The sequence below is a fragment of the Streptomyces sp. NBC_00569 genome, assembly GCF_036345255.1.
Lineage (GTDB): Bacteria > Actinomycetota > Actinomycetes > Streptomycetales > Streptomycetaceae > Streptomyces.
In genome coordinates this window covers 9,501,880-9,528,640 of record NZ_CP107783.1, presented here as the reverse complement: position 1 = coordinate 9,528,640, position 26,761 = coordinate 9,501,880, and the positions used below count along the sequence as shown (strand labels likewise).

The window sequence follows — 26,761 nt, the reverse complement described above, 5'->3', positions numbered from 1 at the left end:
GGGTTACGTTCACGCATGTGGTGACCCGGAAAAGGTGAGGTCACGCCTGAGCGAAAGGGTGCGAAGACATGACAGCGACGGCTTCCGCATACGCGACCGACGCACTGCCCCGGACGACTGTGGACACCGTGGTGATCGGCGGCGGTGCCGCGGGGCTGAACGGTGCGCTGACGCTCGCCCGCTCCCGCCGCTCGGTCGTCGTGATCGACAGCGGCACACCCCGCAACGCGCCCGCAGAGGCCATGCACGGCTTCATCGTGCTCGACGGCACCCCGCCGGGCGAGCTGCTCGCGCAGGGCCGGGAGCAGGTGCGCCACTACGGCGGGCGGGTCGTCTTCGGCGAGGTGGCCTCCGCCGAACCTGCCGCCCCCGATGGCGGGGGCGATCCGCGTTTCACGCTCACCCTGGCCGACGGCCGCACCCTGACGGCGCGTCGCGTCCTGGTGTCCACCGGGTTGCGGGACGTACTGCCCGACGTGCCCGGCCTGGCCGAGCACTGGGGGCACAGCGTGGTGCACTGCCCGTACTGCCACGGCTGGGAGGTGCGCGACGAGCCCATCGGCGTCCTTGCCACCGGCCCCGTCTCGGTGCACCAAGCGCTGCTGTTCCGTCAACTGACCGACGACCTGGTCTACTTCACCCGCGGCAGCGAGCTGGACGAGGCCACCCGCGCGCGCTTCGCCGCCCGAGCCGTCCGCATCGTCGACACCCCGGTGCAGGAGGTCGTGAAGAGCGAGGACGGCGGCATCGCCGGGGTGCGTCTGACCGACGGCACGTTCGCGGCCCGCCGCATCCTCGCTGTCGCCACCAGGATGCAGGCCCGCACCGAGGGCCTGGACGGCCTGAGACTGCCGATGGAGGACCTGCCCGACAACATGGGCCGCCGCTTCTCCTCCGGCACGGCCGGCACCACCGAAGTGCCCGGCGTGTGGGTGGCCGGCAACGCCACCGACCCGACCGCCAAGGTCGGCGCCGCCGCCGCGGCAGGCGCCCTGGCCGGCGCCCACATCAACGCCCACCTGGCCACCGCCGACACCGACGCGGCCCTCGCCGCAGCACAGGGCGGCACCACCATCCCCGCCTGACACCCGGGGCCCGCACGGGCCCACCGCACATCGAGGGGGGCGCCGGCAGCCGCGCGCCCGCCCTGAACACCCGGCGACCGACCATGCCCGGCGCCGGCTCCACCTCCCATTCCCCGACCCGCTATGCCCTTTTGAGAGGAATTCATGAGTGCGAACCAGCCTCCCCGGATGGCAGTCGCCGAGGGGAGCGGCGCCGCCCGCGACCACGGCGCGCCCGACGCACGTCAGCTGCGCGCGATCCTGATCGCAGTCTCGATCGCCCTGATGGCCGTCATCGCCTCGGTGTCCGGGCTGAACGTCGCCCAGACCCACCTGGCCGTCGAGTTCGGCGCCTCGCAGAACACGGTCCTGTGGATCATCAACATCTACACCCTCGCCCTGGCCGCCCTGCTGCTGCCGCTCGGCACCATCGGTGACCGCCTGGGACGCAAGCCCATGTTGATCGCCGGCCTGGGCGTCTTCGGCGTCGCGAGCGCCGCGGCGGGCCTGGCCCCGTCGGCCGAGGTGATGCTCGCCGCGCGCGTGGCCGGCGGTATAGGCGCCGCGATGATCATGCCCATCACCCTTGCCGTGATTACCTCCACGTTCCCGGAGCAGGAGCGCGGAAAGGCGATCGGCGTGTGGACCGGTGTCGCCGGCGGTGGCGGCGTCCTGGGCATGTTCCTGTCCGCGCTCCTGGTCGATGTCGCCAGCTGGCGCTGGCTGTTCGTCCTGCCCGTGGTGCTGGTCGTCCTGGCCCTCGCCGTGACGGTGAAGGCGGTTCCCGACTCGCGCGAGAAATCCCCTCACCCTTTCGACACCGTCGGCGCGCTGGTATCGACCGTCGCCGTGGTCGGGCTCATCTTCGTACTGCAGGAAGGCCCGGAACGCGGTTGGACGGCGCCTGTGACCCTGATCAGCCTCGCCGTCGGTGTCATCGCCACGGCCGGCTTCGCGGCCTGGGAACTGCACCGACGCGACGCCGCACTGCTGGACGTGCGCCTCTTCCGTGAGCGCGGCCTCGCCGGCGGCTCGGTCACCCTGCTGGTGGTCTTCGGTGTCCAGGCGGGGATCGCCCTGGTCCTCTACCCGTTCCTCCAGGCCGTGCTCGGCTGGTCGGGACTGCTGTCCACGCTGGCGCTGATGCCCATGGCCGTGACGATGATGGCGATGTCGGGTCTGGCTCCCAAGCTGGCCGCCCGCATCGGCGCCCGCTCGACCATGACCGCGGGAATCGCGCTCGGGGGCACCGGTCTGGCCCTCATGGCCGTCTTCGTCTCCGCTGACGGCGGCTACCTGTCCGTCCTGCCCGGCATGCTGGCCATGGGCACCGGCATGGGCCTGGCCATGACCCCCTCCACCGAAGCCATCACCAGCTCCCTGCCGTCCGGGAAGCAGGGCGTCGCCTCCGCCCTCAACGACGTCACCCGCGAACTGGGCACAGCGCTGGGTGTCGCCATGCTCGGCGCACTCGTGTCCGACGGTTACCAGAGCTCCATCGACGACAGGCTGCACGGCGTCCCCCTGAAGACGGCGGACAGCGCGCGGGAAGGCCTGGCCAACGCCGTCGAAGCAGCGGGCAGCGCCGGCACGCACGCGCACCAAGTGGTCCGTGCCGCACGGCAGTCCTTCGTCGACGGCTGGCAGCAGGCCATGTGGGCGGGCGTCGCCGTCATGGGCGCCCTGTTCGTCTACGTCCTCACCCGCGGCCCGAGGACCTCAGCTCGTGCCACCTCGCCCGTGGACGAGTCGGAGGCCACCGCCGGGGCCGTCTCCGCCTGATGCTGGCACTCAACAGCGCGCATGCTCACTGCTGATGATGGGCTGTCAGGCACTGCCAACTCCACGCCGTGGTGCCTGACGTCCGCCCCGGCCCGTTCCGTACTCGACCCGCGCACAACTCCACCAGGTCATCGCCCGCAACGGCCCTTTCCTGACCGACTTCCGGCCCCGTCGTTGCGGTGCCGGCGATCGCGCCGCACCTGTCACTCGGTGGCCCGTCGCGCAGCCGCGGACCCGCCGAGTGCAAGTCCGGTGCGGGCCTCGCCCCGGGGTCTGTGTGAGCATGGCGTGCGCATATCGGTGTCGAGCGCCGGAAGGGCTTTGATGGACACACGTGAGCTGGACCATTTGCGCCGGTGCGTCGAGCTGGCTGCCGAGGCGCTGGAAGCCGGGGACGAGCCTTTCGGCTCGGTGCTCGTGGACGGCGCCGGAAGCGTTCGCGCCGAGGACCGCAACCGGGTGGCGGACGGCGACGCCACCCGCCACCCCGAGTTCGAACTCGCCCGCTGGGCAGCCGGGAACCTCTCGCCCCAGGAGCGCGCCGCCGCCACCGTCTACACCTCGGGTGAGCACTGTCCGATGTGCTCGGCCGCGCACGCCTGGGTCGGGCTGGGCCGCATCGTGTACGTGGCGTCCTCGGCCCAGTTGTCCGGGTGGCTCGCCGAATGGGGCCGTCCTCAGGCACCGGTGCGCAGCCTGACCGTCCAGGAGGTCGCTCCCTCGGTCGAGGTGGAGGGCCCCGTCGACGAACTCGTGCCCGCCATCAAGGAGTTGCACCGACGCCTGGCACAACAGTCGTCCCACTCCTGACTCGCTGCCACATCCGCTCTCTCGCCCGCCTGGTCGACACCCTGGCCGCGTCGGGTGGCTCGCACCCGTACGCGGCTGTCCGGTTCCCTGGCCGGCCTCCTCGGAGCGGTTCCCCCGCCGGTCCGGGCCGCGTTGGACCGTCAGGTCGGTCACGTGGTGGGCGGCAGCGACAGCCACTCCTGCCAGGTGATGTCCCGCCCCAGGCAGCGGGGCTTGCGGAAGGGCCAGTCGGCGGCGATCCACTCGGGAACGAGCGCGTCGAGCGCGCGCTCCGCCTCGCTGCCGACGAGGTCGTCCACCACCCACCAGGAGATCTCGCCGTCGGAGCCGGTGCGCTCGGGCGGATCGATGTAGACGCAGCCGAGGACCGCCGTCTCTTCCTCGTCCAGCAGCGCGTAGTTGAACGACTGATGCGCGGCTATCTCTTTCTCGTGGCGCAGCAGATCGATGCGGTCTTCTTCATAGGTCATCGACTCGTTCGGCCATGCCCAGGCCGGACCGAAGATCTCCCACAGCCGCTTCTGGGAGCCCATCACAGCCGGGTAGTCGAGCGCGGTGTCCGCCTCGCGGATCGGCCGCAGGTGCAGCGCGGTGCGGGGCACGGGCACATGGACGGGGTGGACGAAGTCATCCGGGAGCCAGCTCATGGGAGCGAGGCTACAACCGGCCGACGCGCGGGTGGTCCCCCACGGGTCCACACGGCGCGGTTACTCGCACGCACCAGGCTGTTCGACATCCGGCACGCAACCCGCCGGCCCGCCAGAGCCCTCAACCCGATGGCGATGCGCTGATTCGCTTCTCGAACCAGTGGTGGGCGTACGGCTCGTCGTTGAAGGCGGCGACCTCCTGGAAGCCGCACGAGTGGTACAGGCCGATCGCGGCGGTGAGCGCCTTGTTGGTGTCCAGGCGCAGTACATCGCAGCCGTGCTGGGCGGCCCTCCTCTCCAACTCGGCCAGGAACCGCCGGCCGAGGCCGAGGCCCCGGGTGCGGGGATCGACCCACATGCGTTTGATCTCGGCCGGTGCGCCGGCCGGCAGCTTCAGACCTGCGCAGCCGACGGGTTCGCCGTGCAGCCTGGCGACCAGGAACACGCCGTGCGGCGGCCGGAGTTCGCCCGCGTCGGGCAGCAGGCTCCGCGCGGGGTCGAATCCGGCCTCGAAGCGTTCCCGCATCTCTGCGAAGTAGGACCGCAGACAGTGCTCGGCGTCCGGGCGGTCCGGGGCGACCACGTCCAGCGTGACCGTCGCGGCCGTCAGCAACCGGTCGACCTCGGCCATGGCCGCGACCAGCCGGGCGCGCTGGTCGGTGTTGAGCGGCTCCAGGAGAGAGCCGGCCAGTTCGTCGCTGCGCCGGTCGAGCACGGCGAACTCCGCGCGGCCCGCATCGGTGAGACGTACGGTGCGCACCCGCCTGTCCTGCGGCTGCGGCTCCACCGTCACCAGGCCGTCCGTCTCCAAGGAGCGCAGCAGCCGGCTGACGTATCCGGAGTCGAGCCCGAGGCGCTCGCGCAGCCACCGTACGTCCCGGCCTTGCGCGCCGATCTCCCAGAGCAGCCGCGCCTCGGCTACGGGCCGGTCGAGGCCCAGGTAATGGTCGTGCAGCACGCCCACACGTTCACTGACTGTGCGGTTGAACCGCCGCACCGCGTCGATCTGCATTCCATCCACATCTCTGACTTTAGTCAGGGACTTGTGGTCGGGCCAGCCTCTGCGCGCAGGCGGGACACACCGCAGGGTGCTCGTCGCGGAACGGATCCCCTGCGCGCCGGACGATGAGTTCTCGCTGTCCCCGAAGTCCTAGCCGGCAGACGCTGAGCCGATGAAGGAGAAGCTGTGACGGACGATGTCTGGGCCATCGTGCACGCCGAGCGTGCGGCGCTCATCGACGACCTCACGCACCTGGAGGACGATCAGTGGCTGAAACCGTCGCTCTGCGACGGGTGGACCGTGCACGACGTGCTCGCCCATCTGGTCGACACGGCCCGCACGACACGCCTCGGTTTCGTCAAGGACCTGGCCCTCGCACGGTTCGACTTCGATCGCCAGAACACCCGTGGTGTGGAACGCGAACGCCGGAGCACACCGCAGGAGACCCTGGAGCGGTTCCGTCAGGCGGCATCGCGCACATCGACACCCCCGGCACCCCTCGACAGCCGGCTCGTCGAAGAAATCGTCCACGGCGAGGACATCCGCCGGCCCCTCGGCCTCACCCGCACCTACCCCGCGCAGGCAGTCGTCAGATCACTCCGCCTGCAGACCCGCACACCGGCGTCCTTCGGCGGTGCCAAGGAGCTGCTGACCCGCATTCGACTCGCGTCAACAGATGCCGACTTGACGATCGGAACCGGGCCGGAGGTCAACGGGCCTGCGCTGTCTCTGCTCCTGGCTGTGACGGGGCGCCGAGTAGCACTCGACGACCTCCGCGGGCCCGGCGTCGCCACGCTGAGGGAAGGCGTCTGACCTCTCTCCGGTCTGCCCGGTCTAGCCGGTCTTCCCCGTCTACCCGGTCCGCGATGCGGGGCGGTCTCCGCCGGCCTCAGGCCCATCCCCGGACCGCATCCCCCATCCCCCGTCCCAGCCCCAAGAACCAGCCCCAGGACGGGACATCACCCGGACTCCGCTTCCATGCGTGTTGGCTGCAGGACGAGGCTCGGGACCGTGGGATTCATGACGGTCGGCCCGAGGCTCACCTGGGCAGATGCGCTGCCCGGTACTCGCTGGGACGCATGCGTTGAAGCTCCAGGAACCGGCGGTTGAAGTTGGAGAGGTTCTGGTATCCGCTGCGGGCAGCCACCTCCGTGACAGGCAGCTCGGTCGTCGCCAGCAGCCGGCAAGCGGTCTCCGTGCGCAGCTGGTTGACATAGTCGGTGAGAGTGCGGCCCATGGTGCGGCGGAAGAAGCGGCTGAACGAGGTCGGTGCCATGTGCGCGATCGCGGCGATCTCGACGAGCTCGACCGGTCGGGTGTGTGCCCGCTGGAGGTGGCGGCAGACGTCGTCGACGCGGCGGCGCGCCTGGGTGTCGGGGGCGGGTGCGTATCCCTGCCTGGTCAACGGAGCGGTGTCGTCCGCCTGGTGGGCGAGACGGCCCAGGACGTCGAGCAGGGCGACCGTGGCCGCCGCGCTGTCACGCTGTTCCGGCAGGCCGGTGAGCCGGGCGCGCAGGGCGTCGGAGGTCCGGCCGAACAGGAGGCCACAGGCGGATCGCTCCAGCAGCGCGCGTACGGCACGGAACTGTGGCAGCGCGAAGAAGTCGCGGCCCAGGAAGTCGTAGCGGAACTGGGCGACGGCGGCCTCGGCGACGCCGTCGGGGTGCGGCCGGGACACGAAGGTGTGCGGCACGTCGGGGCCGATCAGCATCAGGTCCCCGGGCGCATACGGCTCGACGGTGGTACCCACGTACCGCGTGCCCGCCCCCTCGGTCATCAGCACGAGTTCGTACTCGGCGTGGTAATGCCAGCCGAATTCGAAGGCGCTCTCCCGCCGGATGAAGCTCTTGAAGGTGGTGTCCTCGGGGAGACTCCAATGCTCGTGGCGCGGTTTCACGGCGTGCAGGCTAGCGCAGGCGGGCCGGCCGCTTACGGGGCAAATGAGTACCGGAACGGGTCATTGGCGGCGTAGCACCCGCGTGCGTCCGCTGCGACGGTGGAGACCTGCCTCCCGCAGGACCAGCACCACGCCGATACAGCGAGGAGAAGTCCGCCATGACCGTTACGGCGACGTCGCCCATGCCGGAGCTCGACCGCCCCTACGACGGCCTGCCGTCGAACGCCGTGGCGGACTTCGACCGGGACGGGTTCGCGCACCTGCGGAACGTGCTCACGCCCGAGACCATCGCCGCGTACGAGCCGACGATCACCTCGGAGGTGATCCGGCTCAACACCCAGGACCTGCCGCTGGCGGAGCGAGACACCTACGGCAAGGCGTTCCTTCAGGTGACGAACCTGTGGGAACACAACGAGAAGGTGAAGGAGCTGGTGTTCTCCCGGCGTCTCGCGCGGATCGCCGCCGAGCTGCTCGGCGTGCGCGCGGTGCGGCTCTACCACGACCAGGCGCTGTACAAGGAGCCGTCCGGCGGCATCACGCCCTGGCACGCGGACCAGTACTACTGGCCCCTGTCCTCCGACCGCTGCCTGACCGTCTGGCTGCCGCTGCAGGAAACCCCCGTGGAGATGGGCCCGCTCGCCTTCGCCCGCGGCAGCCACCTCTTCGCGTACGGCCGCGACCTGCCCATATCCGACCAGTCCGAGGCCCGCCTCAAGGAGACCGTCCGGGAGCAGAACTTCGAGGACGTCGTGGAACCGTTCGCGCTCGGCGACGCGAGCTTCCACCGGGGGTGGACCTTCCATCACGCGGGGCCCAACCGCGCCGCCGTCGCGCGCCGCGTCATGACGGTGATCTACATGGACGCCGACATCCGCGTCGCCGAGCCCACGAACGACCACCAGGCCGCGGACCGCGGCTGGATGCCCGGCACGGCGATCGGCCAGGTCCCGGACACTCCGCTCAACCCCGTGCTGTACGACGCGCGCCACTGACGGCACCGCTCCCGCAGGACCCCGGGCCGACGGCCGTCGCCTGCGGCCGGTGGCCATCTGCCACCGCCACCGCCATCAGCACCAGCACCAGCACCAGCACCAGCACCTGGTATGTTGCCCCGGCACCCGACCCGACCGTAGGCTGAATGCGCTTTCAGCAACGACGGCGGGCAGCCGGGCACGCCACAGGGTGCCGGGCGAAGGGGCGAGGCGAGACAGCAGGATGACCACTCCCACGGTGTACGACGTGGCCGAACAGGCGGGCGTCTCCATCGCGACCGTGTCGCGCGTCTACCGCAACCCCGACGCGGTCCGGGCGGCGACCCGCGACAAGGTCCTGGCCGCGGCACGCGAGCTCGGCTATGTGCCGAGCGGCAGCGCCCGCGGGCTCGCCAGCCGCGCGACCGGAGTGCTGGGGCTCTGCTTCCCTGACTTCCACGACACCGAGGCGGAGCACGCGCCGGGCGCCGAGGACGCCGAGCTGGTGCTCTACTCGGACCAGGTCATCCGCGGCATGGAGCGTGCGGCGCGGCGCCAGGGCTACGCGTTGCTGATCTCGGCCGCGCACGCCGACCAGGCCGGCCGGCAACTCGCCGAGGTGGCGGGGCGCGTGGACGGTCTGGCCGTGCTCGCGCAGTCGCTGACCGAAGAGGACCTCGACGTCGTGGGGCGACGGCAGCCCGTCGTCCTGCTGGCCGGGGAACGGCACGCCGGCTACGACCATGCCGAAGTGGCCAACTTCGACGGCCAGTTGGAGCTGACGCGGCACCTGATCGTCGACCACGGGCTGCGCCGTCTCGCCTTCGCCGGCGGCCCGGCCGACTCGCCTGACGGCGAGGCGCGCTTCCGTGGCTTCCAGGCCGCCCATCTGGAGGCCGGACTGCCGTTGCCGAAAGCGCCCGAAACCAGAGGCGATCTCACCCAGGCCGCGGGCCGCAAGGCCGCGCTGGAGCTCCTCGACCGGGACGAGGCCATGCCCGACGGCCTGGTGTTCGCCAATGACCAGATGGCGGTGGGCGCGCTGCACGTCCTGGAGGCGCGCGGTGTCGCCGTCCCGGACGACATCGCCGTGACCGGCTTCGACGGGATCCCGCTGAGCCGTCTGGTGCGGCCGACGCTGACGACCGTACGGCAGCCGACCGGGCTCCTGGGCGAGGTGGCCGTGGAGCTGCTGATCGCCCGGCTCCACGAGCGCGAACGGGCGGCCGAGGTACGCGTGCTGCCAGTGACCGTGACGCGCCGGGCGAGCTGCGGATGCGCAGACGAACGCGCGGTTTGAGCGGGGCGTAACCGCCCTTCGCCGGCTACGCGTTCGCGGATTTCCGCACGTTTACGGAAGCGTTACCTCCAGACCCCTTGAGTCGGCCCTCCTCGTACTACAAGGTCATGTATGCGCTTACGTACAGCGCATACATGAATGTGTTGGAGGGCCCCATGACACGCACCAAGTCCGTCAGCGTCGCCGCGACCGTGGTGGTGACGGCGCTCGCCCTGACCTCCTGCGGAAGCGGCGGGGGCGAGCAGGTGGCAGCGGACAAGAAGCAGACGCTCACGGTGTGGGCCATGGGCGAGGAGGGCACCCGCCTCAAGGCAGTCACCGACGAGTTCACCGAGCAGCACCCGAACATCACCGTCAAGGTGACCCCGGTGGGCTGGGACGTCGTGCACCAGAAGCTGGTGTCGGCGATCGCCGCCAAGAAGACGCCGGACATGGCCCAGATGGGCTCCACGATGATGGGCGAGTTCATCGCCCTGGACGCCCTGGAGCCGGTGGACACCAAGACGTTCAAGAAGTCCGACTTCTTCCCCGCCACCTGGGACAGCAACGTCAAGGACGGAACGGCGTACGGCGTTCCCTGGTACGCCGACACCCGCGCGCTCTACTACCGCACCGACCTCGCCAAGAAGGCCGGCATCGACAAGGCCCCCACCACATGGAAGGAGCAGCAGGCCCTGGCCGCCGCCTACCAGAAGGCGGGCGCCGAGTGGGGCACGGACCTGCAGCCCAGCAGCACCGGCGCCTGGCAGAGCTGGGTGCAGTACCTGTACTCGGCCGGCGGCGAACTGATCGGCGAGGACGGCAAGCCGGCCCTCGACTCCCCCGCGGCGATACGGGCGTTCACCGAGTGGGCCGGCTACTTCAAGAAGGGTCTGGCCAAGAAGACCTTCACGCCCGGGTACGACGTCACCAAGGACTTCGGCTCCGGCAAGCGCCCGATGTTCCAGTCCGGCCCGTGGATGGTGCGCAACATCGACGACCAGCAGCCGCAGATCAAGAACAAGTACAAGGTCGTGCCCGTCCCGGCGGACAAGACCTCGACCTCCTGGGTCGGCGGCGCGTCCCTCGTCACGTTCAAGAACAGCGCGCACAAGGCGGCGGCCGAGGAGCTGACCCAGTACCTCACCACGCCGAAGGTGCAGGCCGAGTGGTACGAGGCGGACAAGGCGCTGCCCGCCAACAAGGCCGCCTGGGACGAGCCCGCCCTGAAGGGCGGCGGCGATTCGCTCACCACCTTCAAGACCTCGCTCGACACGGCGAAGGCGATCCCGCCGCTGGAGAAGTGGAACGAGTACGCCGCGGCCGTCGAGGGCGCCCTGGCGAAGATCTCGCAGGGCGCGGACCCGGCGGCGACCGCGAAGGCGCTGCAGAAGACGGCCGAGGGGCTGGTGGGCTGACCCCATGAGCACCACCACCGCACAGGCCGGTACGCCTGGTGCCGGGCAGGACGCAGTGGTGCCGAAGGCCCAGGGTGACGGCGCCGGTCCCGACGGGCGCCGTCGGGACCGGCTGTCCCGCCACAATCTGTCCGGCTGGCTGTTCTCCACGCCGTTCCTGGTCCTGTTCCTCACCTTCATGGCGTTCCCGATCGTGGCCACGCTCTTGATGAGCTTCACCGACTTCGGTCTGCGCAACGTCACCGATCCGCTGTCGGCGCAGTTCGTGGGCCTGGACAACTACACGAAGCTGTTCCAGGACGACAAGTTCGTCAAGGCACTGTTCAACACCGGGTACTTCGTGATCCTCGGCGTGCCGCTCACCATCGGCAGCGGTCTGGCGGCCGCCGTGCTGCTCAACTCGGGCATCGACCGGCTGCGCACCTTCTTCCGGGTCGGCTTCTACGCGCCGGTCGTCACCGCCATCGTGGCCGTCGCCGTCATCTGGCGCTTCGTCCTCGACCCCAGCGAGGGCCTGATCGCGGGCCTCGGCCACCAACTCGGCATCCAGACACCGGATTTCCTCGGCTCCGAGACACTCGCGATGCCCTCCCTGATCATGATGGCCGTCTGGCGCAACATGGGCTCGGCGATGGTGCTCTTCCTCGCCGGTCTGCAGGCCATTCCGACGGAGGTTCGGGAGGCGGCACGGATCGACGGCGCGGGGATCTTCCAGGAGTTCCGCAGGATCACGGTGCCGCTGCTGCGGCCCACCATGCTCTACGTCGCCGTCATGACCACGATCGGCTTCCTCAACGTCTTCGAGGAGCCGTTCGTGATGACCGACGGCGGCCCGTCGGACAGCACCCTGACGATCTCGCTGCACATGTACCGCGAGGGCTTCGACTTCTTCCACATGGGCTACGCCAGCGCCATGGCGTACGTCCTGTTCGTGATCGTCCTCGCGATCACCACGCTCCAGCTCCGCCTCCTGAAGGACAAGACGTCATGAGCACGACTGAGACCCGGGCCCCGCTCGCGGCCCCGGCGAGCAAGGCGCGGCGGGATCCCGCGGCCCGGGCCCGTCGGACACTCGTCTACGTCCTGCTCACCGTCGGGCTGATCGTGACGGTCGCGCCGTTCCTGTGGATGGCGCTGTCGTCGTTCAAGACGCAGCGGGAGCTGGGCGCGAGCCCGCCGGTGTGGTGGCCGTCCGAGTGGACGCTGGACAACTTCCGGGAACTGCTCGACCGCATGGACGTGGGGCAGGCGCTCTTCAACTCCCTGCTCGTGGCCGTGTTCGTGACCGTCTGCAACCTGCTGTTCTGCTCGATGCTCGGCTATGCCCTGGCGAAGCTGAACTTCGCCGGGAAGCGGCCGATCTTCGGCATCGTGCTGGGCGCACTGATGGTGCCCGGCAACCTCATGCTGCTGCCCATGTTCGTGATGATGAGCGCGATGGGCCTGATCGACAGCTACGCCGCACTGATCCTGCCGTTCGCGGCCGGGGCCTTCGGTGTCTTCCTCATGCGGCAGTTCATCCAGGCCATCCCGGACGAACTGCTCGAGGCGGCACGGATGGACGGCGCCCGCGAGTGGTACATCTTCTGGCGGATCGTGCTGCCGCTGGTCAAGCCGGCCCTGGCAACACTGTCGATCTTCGTGTTCCTCGGTTCCTGGAACAACTTCCTGTGGCCGCTGGTCGCCACCAACGACCCGGCCAAGTACACGCTCCCGGTCGCCCTCGCCACGTTCGCCACGGACCCGACCCAGGCGGACGGTTCCAACGGCGTCCTGATGGCAGGAGCGTTCCTCGTGGTGCTGCCGGTGCTGCTCGTCTTCGTCCTGCTCCAACGCTTCTTCACCCAGGGCATCGCCACCGCCGGGCTGAAGTAGCCCTTCTCATCGGCCGGTTCCCGTCCCGTGCCACAGGGGGCGGGAGTCGGTGAATCCGTACGCCGAGAATGTATGCGCATCCATTCGAAAGGCGGACCACCATGTCACCGAGGATCGCAACACAGCGCGCCCCCCGCCGGACCTCGCACTCTCCGCAGGTCGTCGCCCTGCCACCACCCGCCGGGCTGCGCGCCGAGGACCGCACCGGCCATGTGCTCCTGACCTGGGAGCCGGTGCCGGGCGCCCGTGATTACACGGTGCACCGCTCGCCGTTCGCGGAGGGCCCCTACGAGCCCCTGACCGGGCCACCACTCCCTCACCCTGCGTACGCCGACACCTGGGCCGAACCCGGACGGGGCTACTGGTACAAGGTCGCGGCCCTGAGCGACGACGGCCCCGGCGCGCCGACCCCGACGCCCGTTCCCGGGTGCGTCAAGGCACGGGGTATCGCCCTCGCGACCGTGACGGTCACGGTCGACGCCACCGGCACCGCACTCCCGCACGTCACCGGCGACGGCGCCCAGGCCCTGGTCCGCGCCGTGGCGAGTCACACGGACGACGGCTCGCACGTGCACGTCGTGGTGTGGAACACGGCCGCCGACCGCACCGGTATGTCATCGGGATCGCCGGCACTCGACCGCACGGCCGTCGTGCGGGTGACCGGCCTCGCCCCGGATGCCTCATACGCGGCCTCACTGCACTGCTCGGACACCCTTCCCACCGATGCCCCGACGGCTTGCGGCGCACTGGGCGACACCCGGCTCACGGCCCGCGGCGTATTCGGCACCCCCCTGCCCCACGAGCCACTCCCGCCGCTGACCTCGACACCGGACGGCACCGCGTCCCTGTCGCTCGACGTCCCGCTGCCGGGCCTGCGCTCGCTCCACCTGTCCCGTGTCTGACCACGCCCCCCTCACAGGAGAGAACGGATGAAACGCCGCACCTTCCTCGCCACCGCAGCAGGCGCGTCCACCGCCCTCGCTCTCGGCGCCACCGGCACGGCCGCCGGCGCCGACACCGACGCCCTGCTGCGCCGCTGGTTCCGCGACACGTACCGCTCCATCGAAGCCCTGACCACCGACTTCGGCCTGACCGCCGACACGATGGACGTCACCGCGAGCAGGCTCACGCCGTCCGTCAACACCTCACCGACCAACATCGGTTGCGGGCTGTGGGCAACGGTCGCGGCCGGCGGGCTCGGGGTCATCGACGCCACGACGATGCACCGCCGCCTCGCCCGCACGGTCGGCGCCGTCGAACGGCTTGAGCGCGCCCACGGATTCTGGCTCAACTGGTACGACGCCTACACCGGCGAGACCCTCACTTCGTGGCCGGGCAGCGGCGACCCGGTCGACCCGTTCCTGTCATCCGTCGACAACGCGTGGCTGGTCACGGGCCTGAGGCTTGCCGCCGACGCCGACGCGGAGCTGCGCCCACGCGTGGCACGGCTGCTCGCGGACGCCGACTGGTCGTTCTACTACACGCCGTACGACGCCGCGGATCCGGCGGCCAACCCCGGCCAGCTGCACGGCGGGTACTCCACGGCCACCGAGACCTTCACCCCACACTGGTACGGCGCGCTCAACACCGAGCCACGCATGGCCAGTTACCTCGGTATCGCCGACGGCTCGCTGCCCGGCGAGCACTACTGGCACACCTTCCGCACCCTGGAGCCGGGCGCCGAGCAGGACCAGCAGCCCGAGGGTGAGTGGGTCACGGTCGACGGTGTGCGGCTGTGGCGCGGGCACTACACGTATCGGGGCCGCAAGATCGTCCCCTCCTGGGGCGGATCGATGTTCGAGGCCCTGATGGTGCCGCTGTTCGTACCGGAGGCCGCGTGGTCACCGGGCGCGTGGGGGCTCAACCACCAGCGCTACGTCCGCAGTCAGATCGAGCACGGCATGGTCGAGGAGGCCTACGGCTACTGGGGCTTCTCCCCTGCCGACGTCCCCGCGGGCGGCTATGCCACCTACGGCGTGGACGCCCTCGGCATGGCGGTCGACGGCTACACCTCCGGCGGCGTCGTCACTCCGCACGCTTCCTTCCTCGCGATGCCGTTCGCGCGCGACGAGGCGGTCACCAACCTGCAGCGCATCGCCCGGGACTTCGGGGCGTACGAGGACGGGCTGGGCTTCCGCGACTCGGTCGACGTGAACACGGGCCGGGTCAGCGACCACGTGCTCGCGCTGGACCAGGGCATGATCGCGGCGGCGCTCGCCCAGGTGCTCAAGCCGGGGCTGCTGCAAGGCCCGTTCCGCAGCGGAGGGTTCGCGCGACGCGTGCGGCCGCTGCTGGCGAAGGAGAACTTCGGAACATGACGGACCCGATGCACGTGCAGGGCCGCCGCCCCGTCCGGCGCCCCAACATCATCCTGATGATGACCGACGACCATGCGGTGCCGGCCATCGGCGCGTACGGCAGTGTCATCAACCGGACCCCGGCGGTGGACCGGCTCGCGGCCGAAGGCATGCGGTTCGACAACGCTTTTTGTACGAACTCGATCTGCTCGCCCGCCCGGGCGACGCTCCTCACCGGCGCGTACAGCCATGTGCACGGCATGACGACGCTGGAGCAGCCGGGGCAGAAGTTCGACGCGCGTCAGCCGTCGTTCCCCGAGATGTTGCAGGCGGCGGGCTATCAGACGGCGATCGTCGGCAAGTGGCATCTGGGGCACGGTGGCGTCAGTGACCCGTGCGGCTTCGACCACTGGGAGATCCTCCCGGAGCACGGGCAGTACCACGACCCCACGTTCCTGACCGCCGACGGTGAGAACGAGTACCGCGGCTACGTCACCGACATCATCACCGACCTGGCCCTGAACTGGCTGGACCGGCGGGATCCGGAGCGGCCGTTCGCGCTGCTGATCCAGCACAAGGCGCCGCACCGCGCCTTCGAGCCGGCCGAGCGCCATCGTCACCTGTACGAGCACGAGGAGATTCCCGCCCCGGCCACGCTCCACGACGACTACGCGAACCGGGCCGGGGCAGCGGCCGAGGGGCGTATGCGGATGTCAGACCTGCTGCCGCAGGACCTCAAGATGCCGGTGCCCGAGGGGCTTTCGGAGCGGGAGGAGCGGGAGTGGCGCTATCAGCGCTACATCAAGGAGTATCTGCGGGTGATCGCCGGGCTCGACGAGAACGTGGGCCGTGTCCTGCACCATCTCGATGTCGGCGGGCTGGCGGACGACACCGTGGTCGCGTACACCTCCGACCACGGTTTCTATCTGGGTGAACACGGCTGGTTCGACAAGCGGTTCATGTACGAGCCGTCACTGCGCATCCCGTTGGTCGTGCGCTGGCCGGGCGTGGTGGAGCCGGGGTCGTCGTGCGACGAGCTGGTGGCGAACGTCGACTACGCGCAGACCATCCTCGACCTGGCCCATGTGCCCGCGCACGAGCGGATGCAGGGCAGGAGTCTGCTGCCGCTCCTGCGAGGCGAGCGGCCGGACGACTGGCGTGACGCCGTCTACTACCGCTACTTCGAGCATCTGGACGTGTGTCATGGCGTGCAGGCCAATTACGGGATCCGCACCCGGACGCACAAGTTGATCCATTACCCGGGCCACGGTTCGGGGCAGGTCGGGGCGTCGCCGCGGACCCGTGCGCCGCAGTGGGAGCTGTTCGATCTGGAGCGGGATCCGGACGAGTTGCACAACCGGTACGACGACCCCGGGTACGCGCAGGTCGTCGAGGACCTCACGGCGCGGCTCACCGCGCTGCAACTGGCGTACCTGGACACACCGGAGCACGTGAGCGCCGAGGAGCCGCGATGACGCGGCAAGTCCGTGCCGGTCACCGCCGCATCCGCTCCGCGCCCCAGAACCGTCCTCGGCGGCTTGGGCGCGGGGGCGGCCCCGGCGCCGGCCTCCGGGGCGCTGAACACCGCGGCGGCGGCCGGTAAGGCCTCGTCGTCGGGCGACGGCTGCCGTGCCTCGGTCACGTATCACGACAAGCGGATCCTCATCAGCGCCGACGCCGGCTGACGCCGTCGGCGTTCGAGGGGCCGCACCGCCGGACGGCGGTGCGGCCCCTCTGATGTGGGTCGCGGCCTTCTCAGGTCGGGTTACAGCTCGAAGATGCCGTAGCCGAAGCCGTCGGCGCTGATCCTGCCCCCGCTCACCGTGACCCCGGAGGCCACCACGGGGGTGGCGGTGTCCTTGGGGGCGGCTGTGTCCGCGTGTTGGCCGCTCGGGTTGACGACGACGAGGTAGCGGCCGCCGCGGACGTAGGCCAGTGGGTAGCCGTCGTGCAGGACCTCGGTGCTGCCCGCGGGGCCGAGATCCGGGGTGGCGCGGCGCAGCGCGATGAGGCGGCGGACCAGGTTCAGCAGGGAGTCGGGATCGGCCTGCTGGGCTGCCACGGTGGGCCGGTTCGCGTCGGGATCGACGGGCAGGTAGAGCCGGTCGGCGGGGGCGGTGGAGAAGCCCGCGTTGGGGGTGTCGTCCCATTGCATGGGAGTGCGTGAGCCGGCCCGGTTGTAGCGGGGGCCGAGGCGGCTGCCCTCGTGGTCGGGCAGGCCGGGGACGTAGCGCATGCCGATCTCGTCGCCGTAGTAGATCGCGGGCAGCGTGGGCCAGGTGAGCTGGAACGCGAAGGCGGCGGGCAGCTGCTCGGCGGCGCGCGGCCCGCAGGCCAGGCGGGAGAAGTCGTGGTTGGCGGTGGGCAGGGCGATGAAGCCGGCGTCGCCGACGGCGTCGCGGGCCTCGCGCCAGCCGTCGATGAAGGTCCGCGCGGAGCCTTCGCCCGACGCGTCGAAGTACGGGGTCTGCGGCGTCCAGGGGTCGCTGACCGTGCCGGCGAAGTTGTTCCACAGGGAGCGCAGGTACAGGCCGTCGTTCGCGGAGCCGAACTGGAGGAAGAAGTCGGCGTGGAAGCCTGCCGGGACGGAGATCGCCGGGTCGCCCCATTCGGACAGGAGTGCCGCGTGCGGGTGGCTGTCGTCGAGCCAGCCGCGCAGTTCCCGCCACAGTTTGGCGGTCTCGACGTGGCCCGGGTCGTCCTTGACCAGCGATGCGGCCATGTCGACGCGGAAGCCGGACAGGCCGAGGGAGAGCCAGTGGTCCATGATGTCGCGCAGGGCTCGGCGGTTGGCGCGGGGTCCTTCGGCGTCGACGGGCAGGCGCCAGGGTTCGTCCGTGTTCGTGCGGGCGTGACCGAAGTTGAGCGCGGGCTGCGACTCGAAGAAGTTGGGCTGGTAGAAGCCGGGGCGGGTGCCGGGCGAGGCGACGAAGCCGGGGGGCGCCGTTTCGGTGTCGGCCCAGATGTAGCGCTGGTCGGAGGGGTCGTCCGCCGACGCCTTGAACCAGGCGTGTTCGTCGGAGGTGTGGCCCGCGACCAGGTCGAGCAGGACGCGGATGCCGCGGCTGCGGGCGGCGTCGACGAGCCTGACCAGGTCGTCGTTGGTGCCGTAGCGCGGGGCGACGGTGAGGTAGTCGCTGACGTCGTAGCCGGCGTCCCGGAACGGCGAGGCGAAGCACGGGTTGAACCAGACGGTGTTCACGCCGAGCCAGGCCAGGTGGTCCAGCCTGGCCTCGGCACCGGCGAAGTCGCCGATGCCGTCGCCGTCGGAGTCGGCGAAGGACTGCGGGTAGATCTGGTAGAGGACGGCGTCGGTGAGCCACTCGGTGGCGGGGCGGCGAGGGGTCATGGGGTGTGGTCCTCCGGGGACGGTCGGGGTGCGGTGTGCAGAACAGCCTCGATCGGCAGGTGGTCGCTCGGGAAGCGGCCGCCGGGCGCGAAGGTGTTGGCGTGTGCCGAGCGGACCCGGACGCCGCGCGAGACGAGGATCCAGTCGATGCGCTCGCCGCCAGGGACCGGGGGCCGGTAGTCGTGGAAGGTGCCCAGGTCCGGGCCGCGTTCCTCGGCCGTGTCCCAGGCGTCCGTCAGACCCGTGTCGGCGAGCAGGCGGGTGTAGGGCGGGCTGTTCGGTCCCGCCGGGGTGTTGAAGTCGCCGGTGACGATGGTCGGGAGGTCCGGCGCGAGAGCGCTGAGCCGCTCGGCGAGCAGGGCCGCGGAGCGTTCTCGGGCGTGGGCGCTCGCGTGGTCGAAGTGGGTGTTGGCGGCGAACAGCTCTCCGCCCGTGGCCAGGTCGCGGAAGTGGACCCAGGTGACCATGCGGGGGCAGCCGCCGCCCCAGGTGTTGGAGGCCGGGATGTCCGGTGTGCCGGAGAGCCAGAAGTGACCGTGTGTCAGGGGGGTCAGGCGCCGGCGGTCGTAGAAGATGGCCATGAACTCGCCGTCGTCACCTCCCTCCCGGCCCTCGCCGATCCAGCCGTGGCCGCCACCGTACTCGCCCAAGGCGGCCTCGACGTCGAGGACTTGGTGCCGCAGGCCCTCCTGGGTGCCGATGAGGTGGGGACGTGCGCGGCGCAGCAGGTCGGCGACCGTCTGTCTGCGTTCGGGCCAGGTGTGGGGCGGGTTGTCCCAGTGGACCTGCAGGTTGAGGCTCATGACGTGCAGTCCGTCCCCGGCCGTCGGAATCCCGAGGTCGGCCATCAGAAACCTCCACCTACTTGTATGCGCTTCCTGAATGCGCTTACATGACTGGCGCACACGTTAACTTCGCATGGGCGATGCGGCAATAGAGCGGTGAGGGGGCTCGCATGCTTCGACGGTATGAGGACCAGGTCAAGGTACTTCTCGACCAGATGACGACCGCCGAGAAGCTGGGTCAGCTGCAGCAGCTGACCTGGACCGGTGAGACGGGGCCCGGTGGCGGCCAGACCGCGCACATCGAGGCGGCGGCGCGCGCCGGTCTGCTCGGCTCGGTGCTCAACATCCATGGCGCGGCGCACACCAACGCGCTGCAGCGGATGGCCGTCGAGGAGTCCCGGCTCGGCATCCCGCTGCTGTTCGGCCTCGACGTCATCCACGGCTTCTGGACCACGTTCCCGATCCCGCTGGCCCAGGCGGCGTCCTTCGACCCGGAGGTGGCCCGCAGGGACGCCGAGGTGTCCGCGGCGGAGACCCGCTCGAACGGAGTGCGCTGGACGTTCTCGCCGATGATGGACGTCACCCATGAGCCGCGCTGGGGCCGCATCGCCGAGGGCTGCGGCGAGGATCCTTACGTCAACGCCGCCTTCGCGGTGGCCAAGGTCCGCGGCTACCAAGGCGCCGACGACGGCGGCGAGTTGACGGAGGGAGAGCGCATCGCGGCGTGTGCCAAGCACTTCGTCGCCTACGGCGGTGCGGAGGGCGGCCGCGACTACAACACGGTCGATGTCTCCGAGCAGCGGCTGCGCAACCACTACCTGCCCCCCTTCAAGGCCGCCGTGGACGCGGGCGTGGCCACGGTGATGGCAGCGTTCAACACGGTGGCGGGCGTACCGGCACACGGCAACCCGCACACCATGAACACGATCCTCAAGGAGGAGTGGGGCTTCGACGGGTTCGTCGTCAGCGACTACACGGGTGTCGAGGAACTCGTCGCGCACGGCTTCGCCGAGGACGGTGCCGACGCGGCTCGCCTCGCCTTCGGCGCCGGGCTCGACATGGAGATGGTCTCCACCAACGTGACCGAGCACGGCGAGCGGCTCGTGGCCGACGGCCTGATCGGCGAGTCCCGCCTCGACGACGCGGTCACGCGCATCCTGCGCCTCAAGTTCGCCCTCGGCCTGTTCGACCAGCCGTACACCGACGAGGCCGCCGAGATCGCCGGTCCGACGCCGGCCGCGCGTGAGGCGGCGCGCGCCGCGGGTGCCCGGTCGACGGTGCTGCTCAAGAACGACGACGGTGTCCTCCCCCTGGAGCGCACCACACCCTCGATCGCGGTCGTCGGGCCGCTCGCGAACTCCACGGACCTGCACGGCACCTGGGCCGGTCCCGGCGGCTTCCGGCTCCCGTCCGTGAGCATCCTGGACGCGGTGCGCACGGCGGCGCCCGGCGCCCGCGTCACCCACGCCGGTGACGACATCGCGGCCGCGGTCGCCGCGGCGCAGGGGGCGGAGGTCACCGTCGTCGTGGTCGGTGAACCCCCCGCGCTCAGCGGCGAGGCGGCCGTGCGCAGCGACATCGCGCTGCCCCGCGGGCAGGAGGAGCTGATCGCCGCCGTCGCCGCGACCGGCAAGCCGTACGCCGTGGTGCTTCTGAACGGCAGGCCTCTGACGATCGGCGGCTGGCTGGACACCGCGCCCGCGGTCCTCGAGGCGTGGCACCCGGGCATCGAGGCGGGGCACGCCGTGGCGGACGTGCTGTTCGGCACGGTCAACCCCGGCGGCAAGCTGCCCGTGACCTTCCCGCGTTCGGTGGGCCAGATCCCGGTCTACTACAACCACGAGAACACCGGCCGCCCCGCCCATGTCCCGGGCGCCGACCCGAAGTTCGTCTCGAAGTACCTGGACCTTGACGAGAGCCCGCAGCTCCCGTTCGGGTACGGCCTGAGCTACACGACGTTCACCACCGGTGCCCCGGAGCTGCTGCGCGACGAGATCACCCGCGACGAGCTGGCGGCGGGCGAGACGCTCGAGGTCACGGTGACGGTCACCAACACCGGCGACCGTGTCGGCGACGAGGTGGTCCAGCTCTACATCCACGACGTCGCGGCGAGCGTGGCCCAGCCGGTGCGCCGGCTGCGCGGCTTCGAGCGGGTGACGCTGGAGCCGGGCGAGAGCACCACGGTCCGCTTCCGGCTCGGCGCCGAGGACCTCGGCTTCTGGACGAACGACCCGGCAGGGACGTACGTCGTGGAGAGCGGCCGCATCGACGTCTACGCGGGGACGAGCTCGACGGCGCGGGCCCGCTGCACACTGCGCATTCTCTGACGGACAGTACGGTCTTCAGGCCGGCGCCGTGGCCGACTTCTCGCAGTTGGTCACGGACCTGGACATGTGGTGCTCTTCTCCGCTGCTCAGGGCGCTTCGAGGGCGGACACCGCGGCGGCCATGCGGTCCACCGCTTCGCGGAGCATCGCCGAAGAGGTGGCGTAGTTGATCCGTACGAACCCGGCGCCGCCGCTGCCGAACACGTGCCCCGAGCTCAGCGCGACCCGCGCCCGGTCGAGGAACAGCCGGGCGGGGCCGGCGATGTCACTGACCACGGGAGCTGCAGCCGTCGGGGACGTCGTGTGGAGGCCGAGGGCGCGGCAGTCGAGCCAGGCGAGATACGTCGCCTCCGGCCACATCAGGGCGAGCCCGGGAAGGCGCTCGGCCACGAGGTCGGCGAGTAGCGCACGGTTGGTGTCGAGACCACGCAGCAGCGCGTCCAGCCAGGGCCGCCCCTTCTCGAAGGCGGCGGTGTGGGCGAGGATGCCGACATGGCTGGGCCCGTGGCTGACCTCCTCCGGAAGTCGGTGCAGGTCGTCGACGGCGTGCGGTCCGGCCACCAGCAGCGCCGCCTTCAGGCCGGCGAGATTCCAGGCCTTCGACGCGGAGTGCAGGGCGAACGCGTCCTCGGCGCCGGGGACGGTCAGGTAGGGGACGAACTCCGCGCCGGGCAGGACCACGGGTGCGTGGATCTCGTCCGAGACGACTCGCACTCCGAAGGACCTGGCCAGAGCGGCGACCGCGACGAGTTCGGCCCTCGTGTGGACCGTTCCGGTGGGGTTGTGCGGATTGGCCAGCAGCAGGACGGTTCGCGCCGAGACGCGCTGGGCCGAGGCGAACGCCGCCCTGAGCGTCTCCATGTCGAGTCGGCCGTCGGGTCCGAGCGGCGCCTCGATCACTCTTCTGTCGGCGTGGGTGACGAAGGCGTAGAACGGTGGGTAGACGGGCGGGCACACCACCACGGCGTCGCCCGAAGACGTGATCAGCCGTAGCGCCTCGACGATGCCCATCATCACGTCGGGGACGATGGCGGTCTGCTCGGCCTCGAAGCCCCGCCATCCCCAGCGGTCCGCGGCGAACGACTGGAGGGCACGGGCGTAGGCACGGCCGCTGGGATAGCCGGTGTCGCCGGCTTCGACGGCCTCGTGCAGCCGGGCCGCGACCGGCTCGGCGAGCGGCACGTCCATCTCGGCCACCCAGAGGGGCAGGACGTCGGCGGGAAAGGTGGTCCACTTCATGCTGGTCCGGGCCCGCAACTGGTCGATCGTCAGCTGTTCGAGCGGGTTGATGATCGACGGATCCCTGTCGGATGGCATGGTCGTGATGCTAGCCACGACCCGAGGTCGGGTCGATGACGGCGCGGTGTCCATGGATGGCACGGCACCGCTGGACCGTCAGTTCCCTGAGGGTCCGTCGGCAGCGGGGCTCTTGGTGGAAGCTCTTCACTGACGGGTCCGGGCAGTCGGCCGATGAGGCGCGACCCGGTCGCCGCACCGTCGGCCGATCAGGTGTGGGGCAGTGTCCGTCCGGCGAGGGCCTCCGCGGCGGCCTGTCCGCAGACCCTGGCGGCTCCGTGTGTGTCGATGCGGACGGCTCCGCCCACGCCGGGGCGTGGGAAGCCGAGTTCCACGATGATCGCGTCGGGACGGCGGGTGAGCAGCGCGCGAAGCCAGTCGCCCACGGCGGGACGGCGGTGTGCGTCGCGAACGGCGATGACCAGCGGTCGGCCTGCGGCCTGGGCCACGATCGAATGGGTCCGGGCGTCGTCGTAGGGGGCGACTGCGGGCAGGGCGACACGCACCGTCCCGGGCAGGAGCGAGGAGAGGGCGGAGCCCAGGCCCCACGGAACGCCGTCTCCTTGGACGACGGTGCCGGGGATGCCGAACTCGACCAGGACGGGGGCCTTCTTCAGAGGCAGTGCGGGTGCGCCGGGTGGGGTGAGGCGAAGGGCACGGCGGGCGGCCGTTAGTCCCAGCTCCCGGTCCGGCGGCGCGACGGCAGCGGTCTTGGCCAGGTCGCGTTGCCAGGCGGTGAAGCCGGCCGTGCGGTGGGCGGCTTCGGCCAGCCGCTCCTCCGGGAGCTCGCCGCGCTCCACCGCCTGCGCGATGGCGGTGCGCAGGGCGGTGAACTCGGCCTCGCCCGATGTGTTGCCGAGGCAGACGAGGTCCACGCCCGCGGCCAGCGCGCGGACGGCGGCCCCGGTCAGTCCGTAGCGGGCGCGGACGGCCCGCATTTCGACGGCGTCGCTGACGACGAGTCCGTCGAATCCCAGCTCTTCCCGGAGCAGTCCCGTGACCAGGCGCGGGCTCACGGTGGCCGGGTGTTCGGCGTCGTGGGCGGGGATGAGGAGGTGAGCGGTCATCACCGCTCGGGCGCCGGCGGCCAGGGCGGCGCGGAAGGGCGGCAGGGCCAGTTCGGCGATCCGGTCGGCGTCCATGGCGACAACGGGCAGGTCGGTGTGGGAGTCCTTGTCGGTGTCTCCGTGGCCGGGAAAGTGTTTCGCGCACGCGGCGGTTCCCGCGCTCTGCAGTCCGCGGATCCAGGCAGCGGTGTGCCGGGCGGCCAGTGCCGGGTCCGCGCCGAAGGAGCGGGTGCCGATGACCGGGTTGTCGGGGTTGGAGTTGACGTCGGCGTCGGGTGCGTAGTCGAGGTCGATGCCGACGGCACGCAGCTCGGCGCCGATCGAGCGGGCGACGGCAGTGGTCACCGCGGTGTCGTCGATGGTGCCGAGGGCGAGGTTGCCGGGATAGGAGGAGCCGGTCGTCGCCTCGAGGCGGGTGATGTCGCCGCCTTCCTCGTCGACGGCGATCAGTACGTCAGGGTTCTCGGCGCGCAGGGCATCGGTGAGCGCGGCGGTCTGCGCGCGATCTCGGATGTTGGGGCCGAAGAGGAGGAGCGAGCGCAGCCCGTCGCCGAGCCGGCGGCGGATCCAGTCGGGGGCGACGGTGCCGTGGAAGCCGGGCTGCAGCACCTGGTCGGCGAGGGTCAGCAGCACGCTGGAGGGCTGGCCGGTGCGGACGGACGGCATGACGGATCCTCTCAAGTCTGGTCGTGGGGCTCAGATGTCTTTGGAGTACGTCCAGAAGACCCGGCCGAGCCGCGCTTCCACACCACGGGCGTAGAAGTGGACGGGCCCGGTCCAGCCGATCTCGGCCTCGTCGAGCCCGGCCGCGAGCTGGTCGGCGAGGCAGCGCCGCAGCAGTACGGTTCCGACACCCATGCCACGCAGGGCGGAGTCGGTGCCCATCGGGCCGAACCAGGAGCGGCGGTTGACGCCGTGACAGGCGAATCCCACGTATTCGACTGCGTCTGCACCCTCGCGGACGGCGACATGGCCGCGCGGCGGATCATAGGCGAGGGCGCGTGCGGCCTCGCCGTCCCAGGTGCCGCCCCACCGGGCCATCCACGCGAGGAACGGCTTCTCGTCCTGCGCGGTCAGGCGGCGGACCTGCACTCCGGCGGCGGCCAGACGCGCTTCGTCGGCTGCCGTGTCCAGTGGCGCGGTGGGCAGGTCGACGCTCATGTTGAGGCCCTCGCGTCCGCGGGTGTAGCCGCTGGACTCGGCGAGGCAGACGGCTCGGGTGTAGCGGATGTCGATGCCGGGCCAGGCGTAGTACGGCGGTCTGCCCCGCATCATCAACCGGGTGGCACCGGCGGCGGTGATGAGTTCCTCGGCGCGGGTGAGCAGGGTCCGTCCGATGCCCCGGCTCTGCGCCTGGGGGTGTACGGCGATCAGGTCGATGTGGCCGGTGGCGGGGGCGTCCTCGGTTGCCGGTCCCAGCGCGCCGACGACGAGACCCACGGGGTGTCCGTCGGTCTCGGCCAGGAGCCGGAGCCGGGGGCGGGACGCGGCCTGCGTCCACAGAAGGTCGAGGACATCAGCGGCGTCCCGATCGTGCACGAGCGCTGCCTGGACGAGGGTGCGCAGGGCCGGAAGGTCGCTCTCGTTCGCGGTCCTGATGGAGTGAGGGGTCGTCATCGCTGCTCACCTCGGGGGTCGGTGGAGACACCGCACGTAAATCAATAACGTTTGAGTTCGTTGTTGCGGCGAAAAATTACCAGCGGGATGATCGGCCTGTCAGCCCCCCGTACCCAACCGGAAGGCAGGACCATGATGCCCGCAGCCGAAGGCGTCGCAGATATCACCGATCCGTCGGACCTCGTGCGGCGTGCGGTGGAGGACGGTACGGTGCCCGGCGCCGTCCTGATCACGGGACGGGGGACCGCGGGTGAGGTGCACACCTCCTCCTACGGCGTCACCGCCTCGGGGCCCTCGGGCCGTCCGGTCACCGCCGGTACCGTCTTCGACCTGGCCTCGCTGACCAAGGTCGTGGCCACCCTGCCGGCCGTGTTGCGGCTCGCCGATCGCGGAGACCTGGGCCTCGACGACCCGGTCAGCCGTCACCTTCCACGCTTCCGCGGGAAGGGCAGGGAGCAGGTGACGATTCGTCATCTGCTGTCGCACACTTCGGGGTTGCCCCCGCACCGGGACTTCTGGCAGCTTCCCGGCGACCCGGCCGACCGGTTGACCGCCGTGCTGCGCGAGCCCCTCGAACACGCGCCGGGCCGGGTCGTGCAGTATTCCGACGTGGGGTTCATCCTGCTCGGTGAGATCGTCGCCCGAGTCGCCGATGCGCCGCTCGACGACGCCGTTCGGGACCTGGTGCTCGACCCGCTCGGCCTGGGAACCGTCCGCTACCTGCCGCCCGCCGAGTGGCGTGCGCACACCGCCGCGACCGAGGCCGCGTCCGACGGCGAGCCCAAGCGGGGCGTCGTCCACGACGAGAACGCCGAGAGTCTGGGAGGTGTCGCCGGGCACGCGGGCCTGTTCGGCACCGCTCCCGACCTGGCGCACTACCTGAGAGCCTGCTGGCTCTCCGAGGAATCGGTGCTCTCCCGCCAGATGCGCACCGAGGCGCTGAACCTGCAGACCCACGGCCTGAACGGCGCCCGGGGACTGGGCTGGACGCTGCCCGGTGACCAGTGGGACCACATGTCCCCGCACTGGCCCTCGTCCGGTGCCGGGCACACCGGCTTCACCGGGACCAGCCTGGCACTCGACCCGGTCAGCGGCATCTGGGTGGTGCTGCTGACCAACGCCGTGCACTACGGGCGCGGTGCGCGGGCGAAGACATTGCGCCGCGTGGTGCACGCGGCGGTCGCCCGGACCGAGTCGGCCCTTTCCCACGGCAGTTGACCACCATGCCGCCTCCGTCACGCCGACCGCGCACGCCACGGACGAATCCGACTGCGACAGACG

General features: G+C 70.8%; 23 protein-coding genes. 15 read left to right on the top strand and 8 right to left on the bottom strand.

Annotated elements, in window-relative coordinates; genetic code table 11:
• Window positions 1–68 precede the first annotated feature (68 nt).
• The 3 genes from OHO83_RS43040 (at window position 69) to OHO83_RS43030 (ending at window position 3,656) form a co-directional block, all read left to right on the top strand.
• Window positions 69–1,085, top strand: a complete 1,017-nt coding sequence (locus tag OHO83_RS43040) for an NAD(P)/FAD-dependent oxidoreductase (RefSeq protein WP_266680729.1) — start codon at window positions 69–71, stop codon at window positions 1,083–1,085.
• Between the two features lie 144 nt (window positions 1,086–1,229).
• Entirely contained in the window at window positions 1,230–2,846 is a 1,617-nt protein-coding gene (locus OHO83_RS43035; protein WP_443066080.1) for an MFS transporter, read from the top strand.
• A 324-nt stretch (window positions 2,847–3,170) separates the two neighbouring features.
• On the top strand, window positions 3,171–3,656 hold the full coding sequence (locus OHO83_RS43030; protein WP_266680725.1) for a nucleoside deaminase: 486 nt from the start codon (window positions 3,171–3,173) through the stop codon (window positions 3,654–3,656).
• A gap of 149 nt (window positions 3,657–3,805) precedes the next feature.
• Here the strand turns inward: OHO83_RS43030 and OHO83_RS43025 are convergent, their stop codons facing one another.
• The gene (locus OHO83_RS43025) at window positions 3,806–4,303 is read right to left on the bottom strand and encodes a GNAT family N-acetyltransferase (protein WP_266680723.1); all 498 of its coding nucleotides are present in this window, start codon (window positions 4,301–4,303) and stop codon (window positions 3,806–3,808) included.
• Between the two features lie 121 nt (window positions 4,304–4,424).
• The gene (locus OHO83_RS43020) at window positions 4,425–5,324 is read right to left on the bottom strand and encodes a bifunctional helix-turn-helix transcriptional regulator/GNAT family N-acetyltransferase (protein WP_266680721.1); all 900 of its coding nucleotides are present in this window, start codon (window positions 5,322–5,324) and stop codon (window positions 4,425–4,427) included.
• A gap of 165 nt (window positions 5,325–5,489) precedes the next feature.
• Here OHO83_RS43020 and OHO83_RS43015 point away from each other — a divergent pair, with 165 nt between their 5' ends.
• The gene (locus OHO83_RS43015) at window positions 5,490–6,116 is read left to right on the top strand and encodes a maleylpyruvate isomerase family mycothiol-dependent enzyme (protein WP_266680719.1); all 627 of its coding nucleotides are present in this window, start codon (window positions 5,490–5,492) and stop codon (window positions 6,114–6,116) included.
• A 226-nt stretch (window positions 6,117–6,342) separates the two neighbouring features.
• On the opposite strand, the gene OHO83_RS43010 is transcribed toward OHO83_RS43015, so the two are convergent.
• Complete coding sequence (locus OHO83_RS43010; protein WP_330280646.1) at window positions 6,343–7,200, bottom strand: AraC family transcriptional regulator; 858 nt, start codon at window positions 7,198–7,200, stop codon at window positions 6,343–6,345.
• 158 nt (window positions 7,201–7,358) lie between these two features.
• Between OHO83_RS43010 and OHO83_RS43005 the strand changes: the two genes are divergently transcribed.
• The 9 genes from OHO83_RS43005 (at window position 7,359) to OHO83_RS42965 (ending at window position 16,725) form a co-directional block, all read left to right on the top strand.
• Window positions 7,359–8,192 carry a phytanoyl-CoA dioxygenase family protein gene (locus tag OHO83_RS43005; protein ID WP_266680715.1) on the top strand — a complete coding sequence of 278 codons (834 nt, stop codon included), beginning with the start codon at window positions 7,359–7,361 and terminating at the stop codon, window positions 8,190–8,192.
• A gap of 223 nt (window positions 8,193–8,415) precedes the next feature.
• Complete coding sequence (locus OHO83_RS43000) at window positions 8,416–9,471, top strand: LacI family DNA-binding transcriptional regulator (protein ID WP_330280645.1); 1,056 nt, start codon at window positions 8,416–8,418, stop codon at window positions 9,469–9,471.
• A gap of 155 nt (window positions 9,472–9,626) precedes the next feature.
• On the top strand, window positions 9,627–10,868 hold the full coding sequence (locus tag OHO83_RS42995; RefSeq protein WP_330280644.1) for an extracellular solute-binding protein: 1,242 nt from the start codon (window positions 9,627–9,629) through the stop codon (window positions 10,866–10,868).
• 4 nt (window positions 10,869–10,872) lie between these two features.
• On the top strand, window positions 10,873–11,859 hold the full coding sequence (locus tag OHO83_RS42990; protein WP_266680709.1) for a carbohydrate ABC transporter permease: 987 nt from the start codon (window positions 10,873–10,875) through the stop codon (window positions 11,857–11,859).
• Entirely contained in the window at window positions 11,856–12,743 is an 888-nt protein-coding gene (locus OHO83_RS42985) for a carbohydrate ABC transporter permease (protein WP_329437110.1), read from the top strand. The genes OHO83_RS42990 and OHO83_RS42985 overlap by 4 nt, the downstream gene beginning before the upstream one ends.
• A gap of 101 nt (window positions 12,744–12,844) precedes the next feature.
• Window positions 12,845–13,645, top strand: coding sequence for a fibronectin type III domain-containing protein (locus OHO83_RS42980; RefSeq protein WP_329437109.1), 801 nt, complete (start codon window positions 12,845–12,847; stop codon window positions 13,643–13,645).
• A 27-nt stretch (window positions 13,646–13,672) separates the two neighbouring features.
• Complete coding sequence (locus tag OHO83_RS42975) at window positions 13,673–15,061, top strand: glucoamylase family protein (RefSeq protein ID WP_330280643.1); 1,389 nt, start codon at window positions 13,673–13,675, stop codon at window positions 15,059–15,061.
• A complete protein-coding gene (locus OHO83_RS42970) occupies window positions 15,058–16,515 on the top strand; it encodes a sulfatase family protein (RefSeq protein WP_330280642.1) in 1,458 nt (485 codons plus the stop codon). Before OHO83_RS42975 ends, OHO83_RS42970 begins: the two co-directional genes overlap by 4 nt.
• 12 nt (window positions 16,516–16,527) lie before the next feature.
• Window positions 16,528–16,725 carry a hypothetical protein gene (locus OHO83_RS42965; RefSeq protein WP_266680702.1) on the top strand — a complete coding sequence of 66 codons (198 nt, stop codon included), beginning with the start codon at window positions 16,528–16,530 and terminating at the stop codon, window positions 16,723–16,725.
• 80 nt (window positions 16,726–16,805) lie between these two features.
• Here OHO83_RS42965 and OHO83_RS42960 read toward each other — a convergent pair whose 3' ends face one another.
• Together OHO83_RS42960 and OHO83_RS42955 are read right to left on the bottom strand one after the other, a co-directional pair.
• Window positions 16,806–18,389, bottom strand: a complete 1,584-nt coding sequence (locus OHO83_RS42960; RefSeq protein ID WP_266680701.1) for an alpha-amylase family glycosyl hydrolase — start codon at window positions 18,387–18,389, stop codon at window positions 16,806–16,808.
• Window positions 18,386–19,237 (bottom strand): endonuclease/exonuclease/phosphatase family protein, encoded by an 852-nt coding sequence (locus tag OHO83_RS42955; RefSeq protein WP_266680699.1) that lies wholly within the window; start codon window positions 19,235–19,237, stop codon window positions 18,386–18,388. Before OHO83_RS42955 ends, OHO83_RS42960 begins: the two co-directional genes overlap by 4 nt.
• A gap of 107 nt (window positions 19,238–19,344) precedes the next feature.
• On the opposite strand from OHO83_RS42955, the gene OHO83_RS42950 reads away from it, so the two are divergent.
• Complete coding sequence (locus tag OHO83_RS42950; protein ID WP_266680697.1) at window positions 19,345–21,501, top strand: glycoside hydrolase family 3 N-terminal domain-containing protein; 2,157 nt, start codon at window positions 19,345–19,347, stop codon at window positions 21,499–21,501.
• Window positions 21,502–21,587: 86 nt separating this feature from the next.
• Here OHO83_RS42950 and OHO83_RS42945 read toward each other — a convergent pair whose 3' ends face one another.
• From OHO83_RS42945 to OHO83_RS42935, 3 genes are all read right to left on the bottom strand, one after another.
• Window positions 21,588–22,817 (bottom strand): MalY/PatB family protein, encoded by a 1,230-nt coding sequence (locus OHO83_RS42945; protein ID WP_266680695.1) that lies wholly within the window; start codon window positions 22,815–22,817, stop codon window positions 21,588–21,590.
• Between the two features lie 188 nt (window positions 22,818–23,005).
• Entirely contained in the window at window positions 23,006–24,529 is a 1,524-nt protein-coding gene (locus tag OHO83_RS42940) for a glycoside hydrolase family 3 protein (protein ID WP_330280641.1), read from the bottom strand.
• 30 nt (window positions 24,530–24,559) lie between these two features.
• On the bottom strand, window positions 24,560–25,480 hold the full coding sequence (locus OHO83_RS42935; RefSeq protein ID WP_330280640.1) for a GNAT family N-acetyltransferase: 921 nt from the start codon (window positions 25,478–25,480) through the stop codon (window positions 24,560–24,562).
• Between the two features lie 132 nt (window positions 25,481–25,612).
• On the opposite strand from OHO83_RS42935, the gene OHO83_RS42930 reads away from it, so the two are divergent.
• Window positions 25,613–26,698: a serine hydrolase domain-containing protein gene (locus OHO83_RS42930; protein ID WP_266680689.1), complete on the top strand. Its 1,086-nt coding sequence runs from the start codon at window positions 25,613–25,615 to the stop codon at window positions 26,696–26,698.
• Window positions 26,699–26,761: the final 63 nt, after the last annotated feature.

Bases quoted from the DNA above. Each gene is read 5' to 3' on its own strand.
- OHO83_RS43000 (WP_330280645.1), top strand. From the start codon at position 8,416: ATGACCACTCCCACGGTGTACGACGTGGCCGAACAGGCGGGCGTCTCC.
- OHO83_RS43025 (WP_266680723.1), bottom strand. From the start codon at position 4,303: ATGAGCTGGCTCCCGGATGACTTCGTCCACCCCGTCCATGTGCCCGTG.
- OHO83_RS42980 (WP_329437109.1), top strand. From the start codon at position 12,845: ATGTCACCGAGGATCGCAACACAGCGCGCCCCCCGCCGGACCTCGCAC.
- OHO83_RS43030 (WP_266680725.1), top strand. From the start codon at position 3,171: ATGGACACACGTGAGCTGGACCATTTGCGCCGGTGCGTCGAGCTGGCT.
- OHO83_RS42955 (WP_266680699.1), bottom strand. From the start codon at position 19,237: ATGGCCGACCTCGGGATTCCGACGGCCGGGGACGGACTGCACGTCATG.
- OHO83_RS43005 (WP_266680715.1), top strand. From the start codon at position 7,359: ATGACCGTTACGGCGACGTCGCCCATGCCGGAGCTCGACCGCCCCTAC.
- OHO83_RS42985 (WP_329437110.1), top strand. From the start codon at position 11,856: ATGAGCACGACTGAGACCCGGGCCCCGCTCGCGGCCCCGGCGAGCAAG.
- OHO83_RS42995 (WP_330280644.1), top strand. From the start codon at position 9,627: ATGACACGCACCAAGTCCGTCAGCGTCGCCGCGACCGTGGTGGTGACG.
- OHO83_RS42935 (WP_330280640.1), bottom strand. From the start codon at position 25,480: ATGACGACCCCTCACTCCATCAGGACCGCGAACGAGAGCGACCTTCCG.
- OHO83_RS42940 (WP_330280641.1), bottom strand. From the start codon at position 24,529: ATGCCGTCCGTCCGCACCGGCCAGCCCTCCAGCGTGCTGCTGACCCTC.
- OHO83_RS43040 (WP_266680729.1), top strand. From the start codon at position 69: ATGACAGCGACGGCTTCCGCATACGCGACCGACGCACTGCCCCGGACG.
- OHO83_RS42975 (WP_330280643.1), top strand. From the start codon at position 13,673: ATGAAACGCCGCACCTTCCTCGCCACCGCAGCAGGCGCGTCCACCGCC.
- OHO83_RS42950 (WP_266680697.1), top strand. From the start codon at position 19,345: ATGCTTCGACGGTATGAGGACCAGGTCAAGGTACTTCTCGACCAGATG.
- OHO83_RS42945 (WP_266680695.1), bottom strand. From the start codon at position 22,817: ATGCCATCCGACAGGGATCCGTCGATCATCAACCCGCTCGAACAGCTG.
- OHO83_RS42990 (WP_266680709.1), top strand. From the start codon at position 10,873: ATGAGCACCACCACCGCACAGGCCGGTACGCCTGGTGCCGGGCAGGAC.
- OHO83_RS43035 (WP_443066080.1), top strand. From the start codon at position 1,230: ATGAGTGCGAACCAGCCTCCCCGGATGGCAGTCGCCGAGGGGAGCGGC.
- OHO83_RS42960 (WP_266680701.1), bottom strand. From the start codon at position 18,389: ATGACCCCTCGCCGCCCCGCCACCGAGTGGCTCACCGACGCCGTCCTC.
- OHO83_RS42970 (WP_330280642.1), top strand. From the start codon at position 15,058: ATGACGGACCCGATGCACGTGCAGGGCCGCCGCCCCGTCCGGCGCCCC.
- OHO83_RS42930 (WP_266680689.1), top strand. From the start codon at position 25,613: ATGATGCCCGCAGCCGAAGGCGTCGCAGATATCACCGATCCGTCGGAC.